Below are 21876 nucleotides of genomic sequence, written 5' to 3'. Positions count from 1 at the left end.
GACCGCTCTTGTCCGCATAACTCTCAATGGGCCATCCGCCGATGCTCAGCCATCAAGCCCGAAAGCAGCGGTCACGTGCTCGATCGTGAACTGGTTTCGCAGCCTTGTAGCCGTATTCTGGTTGGCGAAAAGACCCGTTTTCCGCACGGCCTGCGCTTGTGGAACGGCCCGTATCCATTCGACCGGAACAACCCATTCAGCATTGTCGTCGTTCTCATCGCCCTCGTGGCGATAATTCCCGGAGAGGTCGAGTTCATGCAGCTGTCGATCGGCCCCGTTCACGAGAAGCGTGCTTTGGTCGTATCGCTGGGCTTCGCCGGCGACGGTACCAACTCCTACATACCCAATCTTGGGAATGTAGGCGAAGACTCTGGCACCAATCGGCAGATTCTTGAGCGTCTGAGAGTATCTCTTGCCGCCGCCGCCCGAGACGAAACCGTACTTCATGCCGTCGACCCATTGCCGGCCTGTTGGCTCTTCACCAAATGAGACGTACCAGTCAGACCCGTTCCAAGGCTCACGTGTCTTATTCTTCCGCGAGATCGCGGAAATGGACGACTTGGCTTGTTCGCTCTGATCGACCAGCCAGCTGCGGGCAAGGTACGAAGATCCGTTGTCCTGAAAATGTCTGAAGAAGACGACGTTGATCGGAACATCGAAGTCTTCATTGAGGAACCGCACGATGCGCTCGGTAGCGTTGTCAACGCTGGCGGCAACGATTGTAAATTCTTGTGCAGTGTTGACCTCTTCCGGAAGAGTGTCGCCGAAACGATCGGCAAACGCTTCTTCAAGAGCAAGGCCTGGACGGTAGGTGGCGAAGATATTGTCGATATCGCTTCGGCCAAGGGTTGCTGCCCACGAGCCATAATCGAGGGTTTGAGCGGCAACATCGCGTGGAGTTTTGTCGCGTTTGAGTTCGATTACGTGCAGCGACGCCGTTTCGTCCAGCGCGAGCAGATCTACGAATCCCCCATGTGCCGTCGGAACCTGCCGGCCAATGACGAGAAGCGGCTCGCCAAGCACTGACGGGTCAGACTCGATGTAGCCCTCCAACTGGGATTCCAAGCCGATTGATACCGGCACGATCCGGCTGAGTTGGCCGCCCTCTGCCCGCCACAAGCCCATCTCAACCGCCATTGGTCATTCCCTTTTGTCGTTCGACGAGTTCCTTGAGCTGGGCGTCGTAGACATAGTCGGTGATCTCGCCGGACATAATCATCGCAACGGCCTTGTTAATGATCTCCAGCGGCACCACGAACCACTCCGAGGGGTCGTAATCGCGTCCCTTCCGGTCGACCTGCGTCAGATCCAGACGCACCTCGGCAAACACTCGGTGCAAGAGATGCTCCAGCCACGATGCACGCACGTTGAAGAGCTGGTAGTCCGCCAGCACCTTCACGGGTGCCATCAGGTAGGTTGGCGAATGCGCCGCGTTCTTGATGCGGGTTTCGACCTTGGTGGTGGAGAAACCGATCTTGTGAAGGTCCTTCATTCCCGCGATCTGGGGGTCGTCGCTGAGCGACTGCAGCACGTAGATATGACCACTCTCCACGTCCGCGTCGAGGACCTCGTCCGCATCGTGGCCGGTCCGCGCCAGGACCTGGCCCTGCGCCTCGTACATACGGGTCATGAGGCTCTGCCTGTACATCGCCGACTCCGTGCCGTTCTCGAAGACGACGCGCAGGCGCTGCTTCTGCCTCGGCCTACCACCAACGATCAGGTCGACGTCCTCGCCGACCTCTGCAACAAAACACATGACGCCGCTCAGCACGAAGAACACACCCTCGCGGATGAGATCCATGCCAGTGAAGGGCATCAGCTTGTACGTGCCCTGGGCCAGCTCGGCGTGCTTCGTTTTGAACAGCGGCTCGAACAGGTCGAAGTCCTCGGACTTCACCCGCTGGGCAACCGAGTCCGGAGCCTCGGGACGCTTGATCACGGGCAGATCCGACACGTCGAGGATGCCGGAGTCGTCGCCGAGCAGATCGTCCAGGTCATCACTCTCAAAAAGATCGTCCAGCGACTCAGGAGCTGCCTCTATTGCCAGCAGCTCGAACTCCGTGTCGAGGTGTTTGAGCGCTGCGATCTTCTCGTCGTTGGCGAGGATACCTTCGAGCCGGGCCCCAAGCTTCCGCTCGGCGACCTCTCGGGTCGCCGAGCTAGGCAGACGCCCGTGCGTCCGGCGGAACTCCACAATTTCCAGAAACGCCCGCTCGAGCCGGTCGGACGAGGTGATCTTCTTGGGTTTCTCGGGCGCGTCGAGGAGCCCGTCGAGGTCGTTGTCGATGAGGTCCTGCAGGGAGGACGGTGCTGCTTCGAGGACGTCGTCGTAATCGCTCATTCGCTCTCCACCATCTCAGTCGCGCGCTTCTGTGCTTCAAGCTTCTGCTTGGCCCGCTGGAGCCACAGCAGTGCGTCTGCATACCGCTTCTCAGTCGGGTCCTCGGCCCTCGGGTCCGGTTTCCGATCGTTGACCTTAATCCAGTTCTTGATCCGGGGAACGAGGGCCAGCGCCTCTTCCTCGGTGAACTCGACTCGGGTGGCAGTGATCTGGTCCTGGATGATCCGCAGCACCGAAGTCGTCACCGACCTCGAGATGACCTCGAACGCTCGCTGGAACGGGTTAACCGAATCGATGAGGTTGATGTTTAGCTCGTCGATGTTGACGAACTTCTCCGCCATCTTGATGAACCGCTTGTCCCCTACAGTGCGCACTTCGCCGTTCTTGATCACCGAGTCCACGACGACCTGTTGCCGCACCTCTTCCACCTGCGCCTCTGTGAGGTCCGGGTACTTCTCGCGGATGATTTTCGGAATCAGCACCTTGTTGGTCGTCTCCGCGTCCACTGAGCCGGCGGCGGCCCGCGCGAAGGTGTCGTCCTGGAGGATCGTCGCCTTCAGGTCGTTCAGATCAGTCTCCACGATCTGCTTCACGCGCGCGCTCGATGGCTCCTTGAAGCCCTTGATCTTCAGCTGCCCCGGCACCGCGGAATCGTCGCCGTCGAACTTCTTCGTCTTGAAGGTGAAGTTCTGCGCGAGGACCTGCTCCATGAGGAGCGATGCTGTGATGGCCTTGAGCATGTTGTTGACCGAGACCTTCACTTCGCCCTGTGAGGCGTCGGGCTCGGCGATGAGGTTCGTGAACTGGGCGTGGGATTTGCCTGGGCTGTCGCGGGTGACCCGGCCGATGATCTGGATGACCTCGGTCAGAGAGGCCCGGTACCCGACGGTGAGGGCGTGCTCGGCAAACGGCCAGTCAAAGCCTTCTTTGGCCATGCCCAGCGCAATGATGATGTCGACCGCGTCGCGGTTTTTGGAGGCTGTATGAGCCAGGTAGTGGAGGGTGTCGCCGCGTTTCTTTTGGTCAGTGTCGTCGACGAGGTCCGCGACGCGGACAATGATTCCAGTGTCCTGCCGGCGCACGCTGATGATGCCGGTGTCAGGGTCGGTCTCCTCGACGTGCCCGATGACATCGATAATGCGACCGATCTCTTCGAGCTTGTCCTTCGTAGATTCACCCGAGTTGACATTCGGGATGTGCACGATGGTTTTCTTGTCGAGGTCGAGCACTTCGCCGATCGCGTCGGTGTAGCGGCCCTGGTAGAAGTGGTGGCCGATGCCGAGCGAGTGCAGGTGCTCGTATCCGTTGAGCTGGTCGTAGTAGTTGAAGGTGACCGGCGTGAACTTGGCCTCGTCCTCCGGCGAGAGCACCGGGACGGAGTCCCCGCGGAAGTAGGAGCCCGTCATCGCGACGATGTGGACGTCACTCCCGTTCATCACGTCGCGCAGGAGCGCGCCGAGGCGGCTCGACTCGATGTCCGCAGAGACGTGGTGGAACTCGTCGATCGCGAGAACCGTGCCGTTGAACGACTCCGGTGCCAGCCTCTCGAACGCGAAGCGGAGTGTCGCGTGGGTGCACACGAGCGTTGCATCGGGCCCTTCGAGGAAGCTGATGAACGCGTCGACCTTGCCCGCTGAAGAGCCGGCATCACAGAGGTTGTGCTCCGGCTTGATCTCCCAGTCTGCGAAGAAGCCGAATTTGGACAGTTCCGTCGAGGCGAAGGACGCGCCAATTGAGCGCTCCGGGACGGCCACGATGACCTTCTTACGTCCCTGGTTGTACAGCTTGTCGAGGGCAACGAACATCAGCGCACGGGATTTCCCGGACGCTGGCGGGGCCTTGACGAGGAGGTGTTGTGCGTCACGCTTCGCGAAGACCCGCTGCTGCATGTCGCGCATACCCAGCACGTCCGTGTTCACCGAAGCTTTCGTTTGTGCATAGGTGACGTCAACGATGTTTATGGGCTTCTTGATCGCGTTCACTTCGCGGTCCTCCGGGTCTTCTTCACTGGGGCCCTTGCGGCCTCGGCGTTTGTCATCTCCTCATACATAGCAAAGAGGTCAGACAGTCTTTGCTCATCGGTCTCGTATCCGCGCTTGGAGTAGATCGAATCGACCAGCGAGTCCACCTCGGCGTGAGCTTGTCGCAGGTCACCCGGCATTTTGTCAGGGTCGTAGAGCTCCGCGAGAGTCTGCTCACAGTGGTACTCCCTCACGTCGAGCACCCGGAGTGCAGCGGCGGTGAGTTTCTCCGTTGTCGCATCTGACAGTGGCGGTATGGGGAAGTTGTTATAGACGATGGTGTTTGAATACCGATAGTCAGTCTTCATGCGGCCCCCGACAGCCCGGGTCCACGACATGTGCATTGCCGATGTCAAGAGTGAAAACAGCCATGGTTCAGCGTCGTAAACTGCGAACGCAAGATTTGAAACGACTGTGTCTTTGTCTAGGTAGCCTATGGGAACATACGCTCGACGCACGGATGAAACACTCGGCACGACAATAGAATCGGTGAGCTTGTATGCGCGTTGAAGAAAACGGTGCGGCTGTGCTGCAAACTTCTTGGAGATACTGCTAGCCTTCTCTGCCTCCCGTGCCTTTTGCACGAGTGCCATACGTTCGTGAATATATTGAATGTTATGCGCTTCTTGGACTTCATCGTCGCGGATCCAGAGGCAGTAACGCTCGTCACCGTTGATGAATTCCGAAGCGCCTATGTACTTCTTAACAAAAGTTGCAGCTTCGGGGGCCATCGAGAGCAACCTGCCACGGTCTGCCTGGTTCAAGATGAGGTGGCCGCCGTCGGTTGGTTTCGACCCAAACACCATCGGCGGAAGAGATCCTGAAATCGGCTTCGTTCGACGTCCGACGATGACGCTTGGCGCGTCAGCTAGGTAGCCGTTGATGTTTTTGGCTGAGATCTGGAGATCGTCTGCAAATATGTACTTCTGAGCTGATGTCTCGTTTCGCAAGCTGATCACTGCGACGGTCACACCGGCGTTCCGTTTGGCATTGTTCTCCCATTTGAACGAGGTGTATGCGAAGCCTATCTCAATCCCCATATTGAAGATCGTAGGAAATAAAAGGCTGACGTGTTCGCCCTGCGCGACTGAGTTCGTTGTGACGAATGCAAGTTGAGCACGAGTTTTGTTGATGTAGTCGGAGCCTTTCATGAACCAGAGAGATATGTAGTCAAGGTTTTTCGAGAATGGTCGACTTCCAAAAACGTATGAAAAATCTGCCTTTTGTTCAGGCGATTGCATACTTGAGCCAACATATGGTGGGTTGCCGATCAGGTAGATCTCACCGTCGTCGTTCGGGCAGATCGCGTTCCAGTCGACGCGCGTCGCATTGCCCTGCTTGATCTGGCCGGTTTCCTTGAGTGGGATCAGCGGGATCGAGACGTTGAACTTCTCCTTGAACTCCGTGTTCATCTGGTGCTTGGCGATCCACAGGGAAAGAATGGCGACCTCAACCGCGAAGTCGTCGATCTCGATCCCGTAGAAGTTCTCGATGTTGATTCTGGACTCGGCGAATAGCACTTGGTGCTTGTCGTCCAGCTCGGCAAGGCGTTCGAGGACAGCGTGCTCGAGCTTTCGCAGCTCTTTATAGGCGATGATCAGGAAGTTGCCGGAGCCACACGCGGGATCGAAGACTTTGATGGCGCTGATCCGGTCGAGCAGCGCTTCAAGCTTCTTGACGGAGTCGAAGCTCTCGTCGAGATCGTCTTTCAACGCGTTCAGAAAGAGCGGCTCGATCGTCTTGAGGATGTTCGGAACCGAGGTGTAGTGCTGACCGAGGTCGCTGCGTTTGCCCGGTGTGACGATCGCCTGGAACATCGAGCCGAAGATGTCCGGGTTGATCTCGCGCCAGATGAGCTTGCCGGCATTGATGAGCTCTTCTCGCGCCTGTTTGGTGAACATGGGCACCACGTGGTGCTCAGACATCGTGAACAGCCGGCCGTTGACGTAGGGGAACGCCGCGAGGTGTTTGGGCCTGCCGGACGCCTCTGCGGTGTCGAGCGCCGTGAACAGGTCTGTGAGGAAGTCCGCGGTGTCCGAGCCGTCGTCCAGCGTGTGAGACCCTACGGCGTTGGTGAACTGGTTCTCGGCAAAGATCCCGGTGTCCTCGGCGAAGTAGCAGAACAGCAGACGAGTGAAGAACAGGTTAAGCGCGTGGCGTCCACGTGGTTGCTTAAGAAGATCAGGGTTCGCGCGGAGCAGTTCATCAAACAGCTTGCCCATGCGCTCGGCAGCCTTGACGTCTGCATGCGTTTCGGCGACGTACTGCGCCTTCTCCATTCCGGCCCAGGGCAGGAAGAAGGTGAAGTGCTGATCGATGTCCCTGATCGGGAATCCGATCGTCTCGCCGGTCTGGGTGTCCGTGGCGACGAGCTCGACGTAGTCGGTGACGATCACGAAGCGCGTGCTGTAGCGCACGACGTCCGGGGACGTCTTCAGTTCTTCCAGCACTTCCAGCGTGTCGCCAGATGTCTCCTTGAAGTAGACAACCTTCTTCTGCGCGACCTCACCCCCTTGGTCAGCTGCGACGTTCAGATCGCCGTTGCGCAGGCGAGTGACGCTGCTCTGAGGCTTTCCGTAGGCGAGCAGGAGATCGAAGATGAACTCGCGGTCGTACGTCTCACGGCCGGCGAGTGGTGCGACGCGCTCTTCGATGGCTTTCAGATTTAGCTTCGCCACGTACGAATTCCTTGTGCGCATGCAATACCGTCAATGGTCGCTGGGCGCTTGGTACTCATGCGCCTGTCCTCGACTCCGACTGAATTACCGTCTGCGTAAGACCATGGTTCACGCACGTTGCTACTCCTTACATGGCAGGGCGGGACACACTGCCCCTCGTGATCTTATCCGGGACCTGGCCGCTGCTGATTTCCCCTCACCGCGTCACGCGAAGGCAGTCCTTCTCCATGCCCCGATAAGCGCACTTACCAGAGACCCGGTTCGAAGCCGCCCCGTCGATCGCGGGTATGGGGAATCGCCACTGACAGACCATTGCGACTTGGATTCTCCGGCCAGTGAGTCGAGACTGGAGTCATGGCAGTACAGGTGAGGCTCGCAGCGCTCAGCGCTCCCACCGTCCCACCTGAACCGGAGGTGGACGACGAGCTGCGCGAGCTCGAAGAAATTTCGCGGTCTTTGGAAGGACACACGCTGTCTGCTGCCACCCGGCGCGCCTATGCCACGGCGTGGCGTGCCTTTGATGACTTCTGTACCGGCCACGGGCTGGAGGCGCTGCCTGCGCATCCGGAGACCGTGCGCTGGTACGTCGCCTGGATGTCCACGCAGCTCGATGACGACGGGCTCCCCCGGTTCTCCGTCGCGACGATCCGCCAGCGCCTGGCCGGTATCGGCGAGAGGCACCTCCGCGGCGGGCTTCTGGATCCCACGGCCCACCGCGGCGTGGTGGATCTCGTGCGCGGGCTGGCCAAGCTGCGGGCCACCAGGCCCCGGCGCAAGCGCCCTCTGCTTCTGGACGACGTGGTCCGGATCATCGCGGTGATGGAGCACGACACATATCCGGCAGGCGTGTCAGCCACCAGGGACGCCCTGGCGGTGTGGCTCGGGTTCGCAGGGGCCCTGCGCAGGAGCGAGGCGGCGGCCCTGACGCTGAACCGGCTCGAGCTGCACCCGGTCGATGGTGTCCACGTTCATGTGGGGGCCTCGAAGGCCGACCCGGAGAACGCGCTGCCGGACGTGGTCGTGCTGCCGTTCGGGAGCTCGCCGGCATCCTGTCCCCCGTGTGCGGTGCACCGTTGGGTCGTGCTGCTCGGGCTCGCCCGGCAGGACGACGCGCGCACACGGCGTCGCGGGATCATGCAGCAGCTGTTCTCGTACGGTCTCGAGGAGCACGTCTGCGGAGCCGCCGGCTCGACGGCGCTCATCAGCAGCGCCGACCTGGCCTCGGGCGCGCCCCTGCTCCGGGCAACGTACCGCAACAGGAAGGACGCCCGGATCCATGCACGGGCGGTGAGCGGCGACGCGCTGCACACGATGCTGCTCTCGCGCATGGTCGAGGCGGGGATGAACCCTGCTGCCTACGGCTTCCACTCGCTGCGGGCCGGGCACGTCACCCAGGCGCGGCGCAACGGTGCGAGCACGGAGGAGATCATGCGCGCCGGCCGGTGGAGCCGGGCAGCGACGGTAGACGTTTACGACCGCGAGTTCAATCCTGCGGCACGCAACAGCGTCATGCGTCTGGGGTTGTAGACCCCTCGATGCCGGGGGCAACCCGGTGCCCGTGCTGGTCGTCCTCCTCGACCGGGACGCGGGCGTCGATGCTTTCCATGAGGCGGAAGTCGACGACACCTTTGAGTTGAGCGCCGCCGCCGAGCACTTGAATGGCCTTGGAGAGCCGCAGCACCTCCAGCCTGTTCTTCTCCCACTCGCGCTGGGCCGCTGCCAGGTCGGCGAGGTACTGCTGCAGCTGGGCCTCGCTCTCTGCCTCCGGATCCTCGGCGACCAGGATCGCCAGGGGGACGTCCAGGGCCTTGGAGGCGGCGACCGCCTCGTCCAGGCGGACGGCGCGGATTTGCTGCTCTATCCGGGTCACCGCCGAAGGGTCGACGTTCGTTCCAAGGATCTCGGCAATCCTGCGGGCCAGCTCAGCCTGGCTGATGCCCAGGCGTTCCCTCTCCTGTCGCAGTCGGCGGGCGAAGAGGTCTCCGGGCAAGGCGTTCATCTGGTTTGGGCTCCTGGTCGGGTACATGGGCGCGAAGGGCTCAGCAAGAAGCGTATGCCGAGCCGTGCCGGAGCCGCACACCGCGCGCCCCGTCATGTGAAATCTACACGTTTTTGAGCAGAACGTCAGTCCTCCCGCCGACACCTCGTTTGCGCTGGTCTTCGAGCACATTCTGGACTCGTATCCGACTCGTCACTGATACGACTATGACTGATGACTCGAATGATGTAGATTGGTCACTGAAGATGTGCACGTATACGAGTCCCTAGAGAGGGGTCGGCCGCATGATTGCAGGCATGTCGTCCCGCTCAACGGGGAGTCACGTCGCATCGGGAGAGACCATTGATAGGGCGCTGTGCTCTATCTAGGCGAATCGGTTGTGCCAGTCGCCTCGTGACACATGTCATGCAAGCGACCATTCGATAGGCGAGAGGAAAGAACCATGACGAAGATTTACGAGGCGGCACTCGAGCGGGTCGCCCTGCCCACCGCGGCCTGGGACCTGACGAGCTTCCTGGAGAACGCGAAGTCCCAGATCCAGCTCTGGGGCGGGCTGCTGCTCATGCTCCTGGGTGCGGTCGGACTGGTCTGGGGCGGCGTGCTCCTGATCAAGAAGCTGATGGCCACCCCGCAGTCCGCGGGCCAGCAGCAGGGCTGGGGCACCATCGCCCTGCTCATCCTGGTCGGCGGCGCGCTCGGCACCGGTGGGTGGTCGCTGATCAACACCATCGGCTCCGGCGGCCAGAAGACCCTCGAGGACCTCGGCGGCGGCTCTGTCCTCGTGCAGACGGTCAGCCACGTACTGACCAGCGGCGTCCTGGGCTAAGCCCGGCGCGGCAGGAATCAACGGCCGGGCACACAAAGCGTCGACGGACCGCACCGGGTCGGTTGAGGTCACCAGGCCTCAACCGGCCCGGTGCGTCGTTTCCGGGGTCGGACGACGGGCGCTGACGACGAGCAGGACAGGCAGAGCAAGGAACAGGACGAACGGGAACGGACATGGGGATCAAGGACAAGGCGCTGGCCTTCGGCAAGCGGTTCAAGCTCGACTCGCACCACGCAATCGAGCGCTTCGGGGTGTTCTTCGGCATCTTCGCTGTGATGGGGCTGGTCGTGGTGGCCGGCTCGGGTGCCGCCGCCTTCAAGGCGGGCAGCGACGCGGTGTCGCACACCGCGCTCTACAACACCGAGTTCACCTCCTCGAAGACCCAGCTCAAGGGCACGGTCGACGGGGTCTACACCAATCACACCGGCAACAGGGCACTGGTCATGATGCACTTCCCCGCCAGCGCGGCGATCTCGTACAACGCGGCGGACTACCAGGCCTTCCTGCTGGGCACCAACGACAAGCTGCAGACCGAGAAGGTCAGTACCAGCGGAATCAGGGGCACCTTCCACGTTTTCGGCTCGACCGGTTACGTCGGGGTCCTCCTGGACGCGGACCGGCCCTTCGACCGGCAGGTGCTCAACCTGACCGTCCGCGCGAACGCCGAGCTGACCTACGACGAGCGGCAGCAGAGCAGGGATGACCAGGTCGTGGGCGACTCGAGCTTCAAGAAGTACGACCAGTGGCGCGTGATCATCAACCCGGGTGCGTCGGGCACCACCGACATCCCGGCCCTGGACGCGGCCAGCTTCGACCCGGCCCGGGCCTATTACGACGTCGTGCTGAAGACCCAGGAGCAGCAGACGCGGGACAAGCTCGACCAGAAGCTGCTCGCGATGCGCACGAGCCTGAAGCAGGTCGAGTCGTACACCTCCGACCTGGCGACCACCAAGGTCGATGGGCTCTTCCTCCGTCCGCCGGCCGTTCCGACCTCCATCGCAGGTGATCAGGTGGCTGGTGTCTCGGCGGCCGAGGCCAAGGACGGGAAAGCGACGCTGGAGCTGAAGACGGGCCATGTCGTGCCCGGCGGATTCGACTTCAACTGGCGCGCGGGCAACGTCTATGCCGGCTACCTCGACACGCTCGTGCCCGCCGGTAAGGGCTATGTGCAGTTCCTCGCCGACAAGCGCGCCGAGGGCAGCGACAGCACGAGCCAGCAGGTCTCGGACATGAAGTGGGTCCTCTCCGACGGCACCGACCTGAAGAAGGACTACCGGTCCTCCGATGTGACGATGCGCCCGCTCACGAACGTGATGAACAACCTCTCTCAGGCCTACCAGGACTACGGCAAGGCCAAGTCGGAGTACCAGTCCGGGCTTCTGCTCGAGCTGCTCGGCCTGGACGTGAAGCTGCGCGATGTGCAGTCCAACAGCACTGCGAACTCGGCCGGGGACTTCCTGACCGTCTATCACTGAGCGCGCTCCACGGAGCGGGCAGTCACCACCCAGGCATCGAGCCGGAAAGGACAAGCTTATGGCCATCGACCAGCCGACGCGGCGGGATGACCCGGCCCGGCGCGCTGCATCGCCCCGCGGGGACCGCAGGTCCGCCGACGGGGGTGCGAAGGAGGAGTCGCAGCCACCTCGTCGTGAGGGGTCCGGCGTACGCCGCGCCGGGCCCCGTACCGGAGCGGCCTCCGCTCCTTCCCCGTCCGGGGATGCAGCCAAGGGTCTGCCGAAAACCCCGGGGGCCTCCCCCGCGCCGCAGCCCGTGGACCCGACGCCTGCGGGCCGCGGGTCGAAGCACCTGGGAGCCGCACCGGCCCCGGACGCAGCGGCTGCCGCTGGCAAGGCCACAGGTGCGGCCGACACAGCCAGCAAGACCAGCAAGGCCGCCAAGGCTGCCAAGAGCCTCGACGGTGTCGCCGCCGGGGCGGCCGGGGGAGCTGCCCGCAAGGCGGTCGAGGGTGACGGCAGCAGCGCGGTCCGCCGCGGTGCCGGCCGGTACGCGGGAGCGGCTGCCTCGGGAGCTGTCGCCGGGGCGCAGGCCGGAGCCGCCGCCGGTGGTGTCGGCGCGCTGCCCGGGGCAGCGGTCGGCGCTGCCAAGAATGTGGGCCTGGAGACCGGCAAGGATGTTGTCGACGGTGCGTCCAAGGTCACCGGCGGAGGTCCGGACGCCGAGCCTGCCGACAAGCGGCTCGGTGCCGGGGGCACCGGCTACGAGCGGACCTCGCAGAAGGAGAAGGACGGCCAGCTGCTGTCCAAGACCGCCAGGGGTGTCGCCGTCGGCGGCACCGCGGCGGCCGCTCCCCCGGCTGCGGGGCTTCTCATGGTCATGGCCTTCCTGAAGTGGCTCAAGACCATGTTCTTCGCGATGCTCGCGATGGCCGCCAACGCGGCCAGCATGATCTGGGGTTTCATCCTTGGGATCGCCAAGGCGGTCGGGCACACGATCGCCGCACCGTTCATCGCACTGGGCGGGCTGGTCGGCAAGGCGGCAGGAGCCGTGTTCGGGGTCACCGTGACGGCCACCGTCGCCCCGGTGGCCACGGCCGCATCCGGGGTGGCTGCGACCGTTGCCGCGGTGGCTGTGCTCAGCACGGTCCTCACGGGTGTGCTCGACCAGGCCGGCCTCGATGGCGGCCGCGGCTCGACCATGACCAACTGCATCGTCAATGTCAGCCGCAACGGCCCCGGCGCTGACGTCCCGGCGAACACCGAGGCGAACGCCCGGGCGGTCTACTCCGTGCTGAAGACCTGGGGTATGCCCGAGGAGAACATCGCGGGCATCCTGGGCAACTGGTCGCAGGAGTCGGGCGTGGACCCCACCAGCGTGGAGGGCATCTACAACGAGCCCTACCAGATCGGCCCGCGCAAGCAGACCGCCTGGGACGGGAACTTCACCCACATCCCCGGCCAGTCGCACGGCGGCATCGGTCTGGGCCAGTGGTCGAACGGGCGCACCACGATGCTCCTGGATTATGCCAAGTCCAAGAACCTGGACTGGTACACCATCAAGGCCCAGCTGGCATTCATGGCGGAGGGCGACAGCCCGGGGGACGTGGCCGTGTTCAAGGACATGATCAAGACCTCGCAGGGCTCTCCCTCTGCTGCTGCACTGCACTTCCACGACAAGTGGGAGCGCTCGGCCGACAACGCTTCACAGCTGCAGCAGCGTAAGGCCGACGCCGAGATGTGGTTCGGCAAGATGAGCGGCTGGACCGTCGACACCTCGGTCGTGGGCGGGGTTCAGGACATCGTGGGCGGCATTGTCGACACGGTCGGCAGCGGGATCCGCTCCGTCTTCGGCAACTGCGACAGCGACACCAAGGTGCGCCCGGGCAGCCTCGTCGACGGCGGCATGAACGAGGAGCAGGCCCGGCAGCTGATCGACCTGTACAACCAGGAGGGCGACAAGTTCCTGGACGACAAGTACGGCGCTAGCGGACCGGGCTCCTGCGGCGACAACCACGCCATGAACTGCGTGTCGTTCTCGGTCTACTTCATGAACAAGTACACCTCGTTCCAGCAGTACCCGCCGGGCGACGGCATCCAGACAGCCCACGCGATCGCGTCCATGACGGGCAAGCAGGTCTCGAGTACGCCGACGGCGTACTCGGTCGGTTCCGGGCCGGGTACGGGGTCCGCGGGCCACACCCTCGTGGTGCTGGGCGTGCAGGGCGACAAGGTCATCCTCGGTGAGGCCGGCTACTGCGCGTTCATGGGCCGCGTTCGCGTTGACAGTGCGGAGCGGATGAAGTCCGAGGGGTGGGTGTTCGTCGACGTCACGGACCTCATCACCACGGGCGGCAACCTGCCGGCGTAGCCGGCGGAAGCAGGGCCGGTGTCCGGACGATCCGGGCACCGGCCCTTTCTGCGTCCCGATCCGTGCGCAGTGACCTGTCGAATGGGGCAGACTCGTTATTGAATGACCATTACAGATAGACTTGGAGTCATATATGAGGACAACGCGAGAAAGGGCGGGCATCGTGACGAGTGCGGACGATGATGCGCGTGGCAGGGCCGGGGACACGGTCAAGGACGAGGACGGCGCGCCGAAGAAGCTGAAGGCCCCCGCCACCCGCAGGCGGGTCAGCGGGGTCGAACTCGAGGCCCGCTTCGAGGGCTGGCGCTCCGAGCGGCGCGGAGAGCGGCAGGCACGCACTCCGGAGGAGTCGGCGCGGCGGACGCGCCTGGTTTTGAGCGCCGCAATGGGCGTGGCGATCCTCGGGCTCGCGGCGGCCGCGGGAGTGAGCGGCAAGGGATTCGAGGTGGAGCACGCGGCAAACGCCGACCGGATCTCCGCGCTCCAGGTCCAGATCGAGGATGCCAGGAGCACTCCGGTCGCCCCGGATCTGCCCGGAAAGATGACGCGGCTGATGGAGGCAGCCGCAAAGGACGCCCAGAAGGTCGCGGAGGCCCAGCAGCGCTTCGCTCAGCTGCACCACGAGGCGGCGACACAGCCCAATGCGGGCAACGGTACGCCGAACGCGGCGACACTGCAGATCGCCGAGCACCGCCGGACGCTGGCACCCCTGTTCAGCCCGCGCTCGTTCCTGGCCGACGAGAAGGGGGCCTACTCCCGGACCTCTGTGACGCCGTTCGACCCGAGCACGCAGATCGACCCGCGGTTCCCCTGGTACGTGCGCTACGAGGGTTTGAAGGCTTCCTCGCCTGGAGCGTACGCCTGGTCGGTCGAGTCGGTAATGCCGGACCTCGCCACCCAGGACGCCACGGGCACCACGCGCACGGCGCGGGTGATCTGGCTGTGCCGGGACACCGCGGGTGGACAGGTGCTGGCGTGGGCGAACGCGGCCTACTCCTACGACGGGAAGGCCGGGACTTTCGCGGATCTCAAGGTCGTGGTGACCGCCGCCGGCGCGGAGCACCAGCAGGGCGCATCGACGACGGGTAACGGAAGCGGAGAGGGCTGATGATGCAGGAGCAGCAGATTGACGGCACGGACGAAACGGCAGCGCCGGAACCGGGCTTCATGCGGCGCAACGCCCTGGTGGTCGGGGTCGCGGTACTGCTGGTTACCGCCGTGACGGTGACCGGCCTGACATGGGGGTCCCAGCGCAGTGCACTGGATCAGCAGCAGCAGACGATCACGGGCCTTCAGGGCCAGCTTGCCTCGGTCGGGACCGCGAAGTCCGAGCAGGTCGAGCAGGATGTCATGCAGTCGCTCGGCGTGAGCCAGAGCCGGATCCACGACGACACGCAGATCGTGGACCGCCTGGTGAAGACGGCATTCACCTGGGACTCCGGCCAGGCCTACGAGGCCGCTCGCCGGGACCTGAAAGAGCGCTACCACCTGTCCGAGGACGAGCAGTTCCTGAAGCAGTTCATGCCGCCGGCGCGCTTCAACGAAGACGCCGCGGGCAAGCGCTACTACTACATCGACACCCAAGGGCTGAACTCGGCGGTCAATGCCGACGCGGACCTCGAGGTCGTGAAGGTCACCGCGGACGAGTACACGTATGCCGTGCAGATCGAGGTGGCGGCTACCTCCGATGCGGTGTCCCAGAACAAGGTGGCACCGGACCGGGTCAAGTCGTACCGGACCGTGCTGGTGTACCTCACCGTCGACGCGCAAGGGAAGGTCTCTGGCCTGTCCGCCATTCCCGCTGGCGGTTCGACTCGTCATTCCAGATGATCCGACTCCCTTTCGACTCATCTTCTTGATAGAGTTGTACTGGTACTCGAGACGAAGAGCGAGTTGAGGGGCAATGGCATCGACAAAGATCGGCGAGTCGGGTGTGCAGGCTGACAAGCCTGTCCGCAAGACCCGCTTCGTGGCCGCGCCGGACGCCGGTGCGGCACCGGGCGACGCCGACCCCACTGGGGACGGAAATGTCCCGGGTGCGCTGATGAGCCGCCGGGCGGCCATCGGCGGGGTGTGCACGGGGGCAGCTGCGCTGCTCTGCTTCCTGGTCGGCGCAGGTCTCTCTGGTGGCGAGGCCACCGTCAGCCAAGACAAGGCTCAGCAAATCGTCTCCCTGCGCGAGCAGATCCGCACCGCCGCGGTGCGCACCGACGCCCTCCCGGAGGCCAAGGACGCTGACCGCGCCCTGGTCACGGCACAGGGAGCTGCGGAACAGATCGCCCGGTTGCAGAACGAGTACCGCTACCTGACACCCTCGGTGGCGGACTCGGGCGGGACGCTGGACCAGGCTGCCGCCGAGCCGACGCGCCGGAACCTCACCCCGTACTTCGCCCCCGACGTCGGGCAGGCCACTCTCCAACCCTGGTACCTGCTGGCCTCCGACAAGGACGTCGCCGCGGGCAACGAGATTCCGATGAGCTTCGACTCCGGCTTCAAGTGGGTCGCCCAGCGCCCTTACTCGGTCGAGGTGGACGGCACGATCCGGGTCACCTGGTTGGCGGTGCAGACCCGCCCGGCGGCCGGGCAGGCCCCGGCGGTACTGGCCTGGGCCCGGGCTGACTACGACATGACCCGCAAGAGCTTCTCCGGGGTCCAGACCGGAACGACGACCACGGGCGAGGCCCTGCGGCAGGAGGTGAAGGCACCGTGATCGAGGACGTGAAGGACTGGGTGCGCGCGAGGGCCGGGAAGGTCCTGGTCTGCAGCACCGGAACGCTGCTGGCGCTGTCGCTGCTCTCTCTGGCCCCGGCGCTGCTGGCCGACGGTTCGGCGGACGCCGACGCCAAGGCCGACCAGCTCATCGTCCAGCTCCAGGGCAAGCAGGAGGACGCGCAGGCGGCACTTGAGACCAAGCATGCCCGGTTGCTGGCTGCCCTGCCGGGGATGGATGCCGAGCGGGCCGACCGGGACCGGGCCGCAGCGCGCTCGGTGCTGCTGAGCCTGACGGATTCTTCGGCCGCCTCGCGGACCGTCAAGGAGACGCAGGCCGCCCTCGACGCCCGGTACGGGTTTCTCGGGACCTCGTCCCGGACCCTCACCGAGTTCATCCCGGAGTGGATGGCAGCGACCGGTGCCGGAAAGGGCGCGGGGACGGCGTACCAGCTGGCCGACTTCGACGTCGACGTTGCCGCGGTGAAGGGCCTGGACTACTCCTACATCGGAGTGGCGCGCCTGGACCCGGTGTCCGCCGACGGCAAGTCCACGGCCAAAAGTGAGTACGTGCTCTTCACCTTCGCCACCGGACAGGACGGCACGGTCGCCTCGTTCGAAGCGTACCGGGCCTCGGGCCGGACGCGGGACCAGCTTGCCGCGCAGAGGCCACCTGCCTCTGCTTCACCGGCCGATACCGCCAGCCCCGGACCCAGCCACAGCGGCTGACCGGCGGGACACCCGCACAGACACGACACGACAACCACGAAGGACGAGACGAATGACGATCCAGACTCTGGACAAGACCGGCAGCGCGACCGAGCACGAAGCCCGCGTGGAGGCTGCCACTGCAGTCCCCGTCGAGAAGGCCCCGGTCAAGCCGAAGGCCGGGCGTGGCCCTTCGAAGCTGGCCGGCGCGCTGCGCCGCCTGGCCCCCGGGAAGGGCTCCGGCGGATCGCCGGTGCTGATCTGGGCGGTGTTCTTCCGCTCGGTCGTGCTCATCGCCGACTACGTGCTGGCCTCGATGACTGCGATGGTCGTGATCCCGATGCTCGGCGCGTGGCTGCACCGGCAGTCGGGCGCAGCAAGCGGCGACCTGACCATGGCCGGGACCGTCGCGATGTGGATCGCCCCGCTGCTGTTTGTGGTCCTGTTGCTGGCCGCCGCGGAGATCGCTGCGATGCGCGGGATGTGGCGCTGGTCCACCTGCCGGATCCAGGCTGTGCGCGACGCCCGCACCCCGGCGCTGGCCCCGGCCACCGCCGCCCCCAGGACCACCCGCCCGAGCAAGAAGACCAACCGGAAGAGGAGCAACTGATGCGCACTGCTGGACTGATGATGAACGACGTGTGGGCCGACCGGGCCCTGCGGGAGCGTGGCGTGCAGGCGCACCGCTACGACGGCCTCGATGCCCAGATCGGGGTGCTGGTCGACTCTGTCGAGCTCAAGCACCGCGGCAAGGAGGAGAACTACCGGCCCTACCTGCACGTCGTGGGCGAGCTGCGCTCGATCACTCCCGCCGAGCCGCTGCCGTACGGGATCACCCAGGTGACCTACTCGCACGGCCAGGGCGAGAAGGTCGACGCCTTCTACGAGTTCGACGACGAGCAGCTGGTCGCACTGGCGGCCAAGGGCTACTTCAGCCCTTCGTTCACCGTGCCCGACCAGCTCACGGGGATCGAGTGGGAGCTGCCCGCCAGGGTGGATGCCCTCGTGCTCACCCCGTCTGGGGACCAGGCCGATGCCCCCGTGGTCTTCATGAACGTGCACCGCATCGCCGATCTCGAGATCGACCTGGCCTCCACCGAGTACGACCTGGCGGCCTACTTCGCTGATCGCTCCAAGGATGGTCATGGTCCGGTTGAGTCCGTCGTCGACCAGCGGGGCCTGCGGGCCCGCTCCGACGCGATCAACTCGCTGTTCAGCGAGGACGAGCTCGACTTGGTCGCGCAGGCGGAGAACCTCCAGCGGCCGGAGGCGCAGCAGCCGGCTGCCGAGGGCGTCACCGCGCAGTTGCTGGCGGTCGAGGCCGAGATCACCGCGGAGCGCGAGCAGTATCAGGCTGAGCTGGAGCGCACTGAGGGCACGCCCGAGCACCTGTACCACCAGCGTGTGGCCCCGGCCCTGCACCTGGACGGACCGGAGGATACTGCCGCCCCTGCGGACGCGGAGCCGGATGCCGGCGCGACCCACGATCTGGACTTTGGTCTGGATGAGGAGGCCACCGGGCAGGAGGTGCCCGCGCCGACGCTCGAGGAGCGCAAGCGCGAGGCCTCCCGCCGCGCCGCCGACCTCGACTTCGGCGAGGAAGACGGGCACGGTCTGGGCCACTGAGGCCGAGGCGGGCAGAGCAGTCAGGACGGGCCCCGGTCGCTGGAGGACAGCGGCCGGGGTTCTGTGCATTCACACGACGGAGGTATGAGGCGGGATGGGCCTGAAGCAGTCAGTGGTCATCGTCAACGAGTTCAGTGTGCCGCTGCCCGGCGGCAAGGGGTCCCGGGGCGGCACCCCCGGCGACTACGTCACCCGGTACATGGCGCGCGAGCAGGCGACTGAGTCGCTCGCGCCGATCCAGCGGCTGCGCACGGACGACTTCATCCTGCGCTATATGGCCCGCGAGAGCGCGGTCGAGCGCGCAGGGACGAGCAGGGTCGAGGCCAAGACGACAATGCGCCAGGCCCAGGGCGATGGCGGCGTGGCCTTCGGCTACGGCTCAGTGTCGCTCTCCGACGAGCAGCTGCGGGCTGCGTCCCGGGACATCCAGAAACACTTCGAGAGCGGCAAGACGGTGCTGAAGACCGTGCTCTCCTTCGATGAGGAATACCTGAAACGGCACCGCATCGTCGGCGAGGACTTTCACTGCGAAGGCCGCGGGGACTACCGCGGCCACATCGACCAGATGAAGCTGCGGATGGCGATCATGCACGGGCTGGAGCGGATGAGCTCGGGCACGAGCGGTTTCGACGACCTGCGCTACGTCGGCGTGATCCAGGTCGACACCGAGCACGTCCACTGCCACCTGGCGATGGTCGACGCCGGACACGGCCGCCTGGCCAAGGACGGCACCCAGCGGGGCAAGCTTCTGGATCGGCACAAGTCCCGGTTGCGGCGCGGCGTGGACGCCTGGCTGGACGAGAAGCAGGTCGTCGCGCACCTGTCCAGCGCCGTCGGATACGAGCGCAGGAACGTGACGACCTTCATCAAGCGCTGGGCACACGAGCGCATGCGCTCAGAGGCCCTCCCCCAGTTCCTGCTGGCCTGCCTGCCCGCAGACCGCTCGCTGTGGCGCGCCGGAACCAACGATCTGCGGATGCGCAAAGCCAACCGTCTGGTCTCCGAGCTGGTGGCCGAGCAGCTGGAGCGGCCGGGCTCTCCGCTGCCGGCGGCAATGGAGAGGGTCGTGGAGTACGCCAATCAGCGCCGCGAGGCCGAGGGCCTGCCCACCGACGCGTGGCAGCGCCTGGTCGACGCGGGCCGCAACCAGATCACCGAGCGGGCGGTCAACGGGGTCTACCAGATGCTGCGCGCCCTGCCCGAGGAGGAGCTGCGGGTGCGTACGCCGATGCTTGAGGTGATGGGTATGGACTACGCCGAGATGGCCGCCCTGGCCGCAGAGCGCCAGCAGCAGCACGGCAGCTCGGAGGACGATGTCGTCTCCTTCGGCTTCCGGCTGCGCAGCTATGCCTCCCGCCTGCAGCATCACAAGTCCAAGGCCAGCGCCTACCGCGACCTGGCCCGGCAATGGGAGCGTGCCGAGAAGGCCGAAGTGGCCGTAGAGGACTCCCGGCCGCTCTACGACTTCTACCGCTACGAAGAGGACTGGCACCGGCGGGTGATGAGCAAGTACCAGCACTTCCTACCGTTTGTCGGCGACGCCAGCCAGTGGTACGCCCAGCAGCAGGAGGTCGCCGCGTACGGCCAGCGCCTGCTCTCGCTGATGGCGCTGCGCCAGGACGCCTCGCTGCAGCGGATGAAGGACGCCGACCAGGCCGAGGAGATGGGCCGCGAGATCTACGGCCAGCCCGGCGGACGGCACCTGACCGCGGGCAAGGCCGGACGGGCGGTCCTGGACGCGCGCATCGAGACGATGAAGCAGGTCTACGACGAACGGCTCCAGGAGCTGCGCACCGACCTGGCCGACTCGGGGCTGGTGCTCGTCGCCGGTCCTGCTGACCAGCGCCGCGCCGTCGCCGGCGGGGATCCGGAGGTCTCCACCCAGCTGTCGATCGAGACCGGGACGGTGCACCCCTTCGACGAGGTCAAGGCACTGGACCTGCATCACCTGGGCTACGACTTCGTGGCCGATGTCGAGATCGGCGAGCGGGCCCGGCGGGAGTTCACCGCAGCCGCGGCCGAACGCCGCCGGCTGCTGCTGGCGGCCATGGAGTACCTCGACCAGTCAGGCCAGTCCGAGGCGATCGCCGACCTCCCTGTCGACGACATCGCCGCGATGACCCGGGTCTCGCGGGAACTGGTTCCGGTGGAGGACGGCTCCACGCGGCCGGTTCTGCGTTCGAGGATCGCGGCGCTGCGCGAAGAGCAGGAACAGGCGGCCCGGATGCGCCGTTCGAAGGCCTCCTCGCTCGACGCCGGCCTGGTGGTGCGTGTCCAGCAGCGGGTCGACGCCGCGGTGGCTGGTGCCGGGGTCCTCCCCGGCCCCGAGCAGGAGCCGGCAGGCCGGTCCGACGGCATCCAGCACGAGTAGGGACACGAGTCGAAAGATCATTCGAATGGTTGCGGAATGCTCTATAGGAGTATTAGTGTATAGAGCAGTTCGGCACTGCACTTCGGGGCTTTGCTCGGACGACGTGAATGATCAAGGCCGTTCTGCCGAGTGGCGGACGGAACGACGAAAGGACGAGATCATGGCACTTCTCAAGGGCAAGGGCGCAATGACCGGGGTCAACCTCATCGCCAAGGTCTATGACAACGGCGCGACCAAGGACGGCAAGTCGCACTACGCCGACATCCAGGTCGACGCCCGCGACTCGCGCGGACCGGAGCAGAGCAACCTGCACCTGAAGTCCGAGCGCGTGAAGGGCCCGGACGGCAAGGAGCGCTTCGCCAACACCGCCCCCTACTCGGTGGGCCAGCTGGAGGAGATCGTCAAGGCCGCGGGCCCGAATACGGAGCCGCTGCTCAACAAGGACGGCGAGAAGGTCGGCACCGTCTACGGCTTCAAGGGCAACGTGATGCCGGCCTCGCGCGGCACCGGTCTGGTGGTCAACACCAAGTCCGTGGAGGCCAGCGACTTCAAGGTCGACGCCAAGACCCTGGACAACCAGTTCGCCTCCATGAAGGCGGCCAAGGAGGCCCAGGCGGCTGCCAAGCAGAGCCAGGCCGGTCCGGAGCAGACCGCCCAGGCCGAGCAGGTCGTCGAGGCCGAGGCCCCCGCGGTCGGCTGACACCGATCCACGGCTCAGCAGAACTCATTGAAAGGCCCCCGGAGAGACCTCTCCGGGGGCCTTTCGCATAGA

The 21876-nt window shown here is 65.0% G+C and carries 17 protein-coding genes; 12 read left to right on the top strand and 5 right to left on the bottom strand.

The annotated features are described in order from the left end of the window. Positions 1–45: 45 nt before the first annotated feature. Genes QRN04_RS06980 through QRN04_RS06965 form a run of 4 tightly spaced genes read right to left on the bottom strand, consistent with a single transcriptional unit; the run spans position 46 to position 7040 of the window. Positions 46–1137, bottom strand: a complete 1092-nt coding sequence (locus QRN04_RS06980; protein WP_133830687.1) for a DUF8606 domain-containing protein — start codon at positions 1135–1137, stop codon at positions 46–48. After that, on the bottom strand, positions 1127–2341 hold the full coding sequence (locus QRN04_RS06975; protein ID WP_133830688.1) for a GIY-YIG nuclease family protein: 1215 nt from the start codon (positions 2339–2341) through the stop codon (positions 1127–1129). Before QRN04_RS06975 ends, QRN04_RS06980 begins: the two co-directional genes overlap by 11 nt. Next, a complete protein-coding gene (locus QRN04_RS06970) occupies positions 2338–4323 on the bottom strand; it encodes a DEAD/DEAH box helicase (RefSeq protein ID WP_284975293.1) in 1986 nt (661 codons plus the stop codon). The genes QRN04_RS06975 and QRN04_RS06970 overlap by 4 nt, the downstream gene beginning before the upstream one ends. Then, positions 4320–7040 carry a DNA methyltransferase gene (locus QRN04_RS06965; protein ID WP_208294358.1) on the bottom strand — a complete coding sequence of 907 codons (2721 nt, stop codon included), beginning with the start codon at positions 7038–7040 and terminating at the stop codon, positions 4320–4322. Before QRN04_RS06965 ends, QRN04_RS06970 begins: the two co-directional genes overlap by 4 nt. A 354-nt stretch (positions 7041–7394) precedes the next feature. Between QRN04_RS06965 and QRN04_RS06960 the strand changes: the two genes are divergently transcribed. Continuing rightward, positions 7395–8567: a site-specific integrase gene (locus QRN04_RS06960; RefSeq protein ID WP_056387362.1), complete on the top strand. Its 1173-nt coding sequence runs from the start codon at positions 7395–7397 to the stop codon at positions 8565–8567. Here the strand turns inward: QRN04_RS06960 and QRN04_RS06955 are convergent. Further along, positions 8548–9039: a helix-turn-helix domain-containing protein gene (locus QRN04_RS06955; protein WP_133830691.1), complete on the bottom strand. Its 492-nt coding sequence runs from the start codon at positions 9037–9039 to the stop codon at positions 8548–8550. The genes QRN04_RS06960 and QRN04_RS06955 overlap by 20 nt on opposite strands. Before the next feature lie 442 nt (positions 9040–9481). Here QRN04_RS06955 and QRN04_RS06950 point away from each other — a divergent pair, with 442 nt between their 5' ends. From QRN04_RS06950 to QRN04_RS06900, 11 genes are all read left to right on the top strand, one after another. Continuing rightward, the gene (locus tag QRN04_RS06950; RefSeq protein ID WP_056387364.1) at positions 9482–9865 is read left to right on the top strand and encodes a hypothetical protein; all 384 of its coding nucleotides are present in this window, start codon (positions 9482–9484) and stop codon (positions 9863–9865) included. Positions 9866–10038: 173 nt separating this feature from the next. After that, positions 10039–11340, top strand: a complete 1302-nt coding sequence (locus tag QRN04_RS06945) for a hypothetical protein (protein WP_133830692.1) — start codon at positions 10039–10041, stop codon at positions 11338–11340. Positions 11341–11398: 58 nt separating this feature from the next. Then, a complete protein-coding gene (locus QRN04_RS06940) occupies positions 11399–13690 on the top strand; it encodes a phage tail tip lysozyme (RefSeq protein ID WP_133830693.1) in 2292 nt (763 codons plus the stop codon). Positions 13691–13853: 163 nt separating this feature from the next. Next, positions 13854–14798 (top strand): hypothetical protein, encoded by a 945-nt coding sequence (locus QRN04_RS06935; protein ID WP_284975292.1) that lies wholly within the window; start codon positions 13854–13856, stop codon positions 14796–14798. Beyond that, a complete protein-coding gene (locus QRN04_RS06930; RefSeq protein ID WP_284975291.1) occupies positions 14798–15520 on the top strand; it encodes a hypothetical protein in 723 nt (240 codons plus the stop codon). The genes QRN04_RS06935 and QRN04_RS06930 overlap by 1 nt, the downstream gene beginning before the upstream one ends. A 73-nt stretch (positions 15521–15593) precedes the next feature. Then, positions 15594–16400 (top strand): hypothetical protein, encoded by an 807-nt coding sequence (locus tag QRN04_RS06925; protein WP_133830696.1) that lies wholly within the window; start codon positions 15594–15596, stop codon positions 16398–16400. Continuing rightward, positions 16397–17128 carry a hypothetical protein gene (locus tag QRN04_RS06920; protein WP_284975290.1) on the top strand — a complete coding sequence of 244 codons (732 nt, stop codon included), beginning with the start codon at positions 16397–16399 and terminating at the stop codon, positions 17126–17128. The genes QRN04_RS06925 and QRN04_RS06920 overlap by 4 nt, the downstream gene beginning before the upstream one ends. Before the next feature lie 52 nt (positions 17129–17180). After that, complete coding sequence (locus QRN04_RS06915; protein WP_133830698.1) at positions 17181–17717, top strand: hypothetical protein; 537 nt, start codon at positions 17181–17183, stop codon at positions 17715–17717. After that, the gene (locus QRN04_RS06910; RefSeq protein ID WP_133830699.1) at positions 17717–18733 is read left to right on the top strand and encodes a hypothetical protein; all 1017 of its coding nucleotides are present in this window, start codon (positions 17717–17719) and stop codon (positions 18731–18733) included. Before QRN04_RS06915 ends, QRN04_RS06910 begins: the two co-directional genes overlap by 1 nt. Before the next feature lie 94 nt (positions 18734–18827). Further along, positions 18828–21104 carry a relaxase MobL gene (mobL, locus tag QRN04_RS06905; protein ID WP_166651670.1) on the top strand — a complete coding sequence of 759 codons (2277 nt, stop codon included), beginning with the start codon at positions 18828–18830 and terminating at the stop codon, positions 21102–21104. Positions 21105–21264: 160 nt separating this feature from the next. Continuing rightward, complete coding sequence (locus QRN04_RS06900) at positions 21265–21804, top strand: hypothetical protein (protein WP_071416492.1); 540 nt, start codon at positions 21265–21267, stop codon at positions 21802–21804. Positions 21805–21876 lie beyond the last annotated feature (72 nt).

This window comes from Arthrobacter sp. efr-133-TYG-104 (assembly GCF_030208915.1).
In the GTDB taxonomy this organism is placed as follows: domain Bacteria; phylum Actinomycetota; class Actinomycetes; order Actinomycetales; family Micrococcaceae; genus Arthrobacter.
Note: the sequence above shows the minus strand (reverse complement) of the source record. Positions and strands in the feature narration are given on the sequence as shown.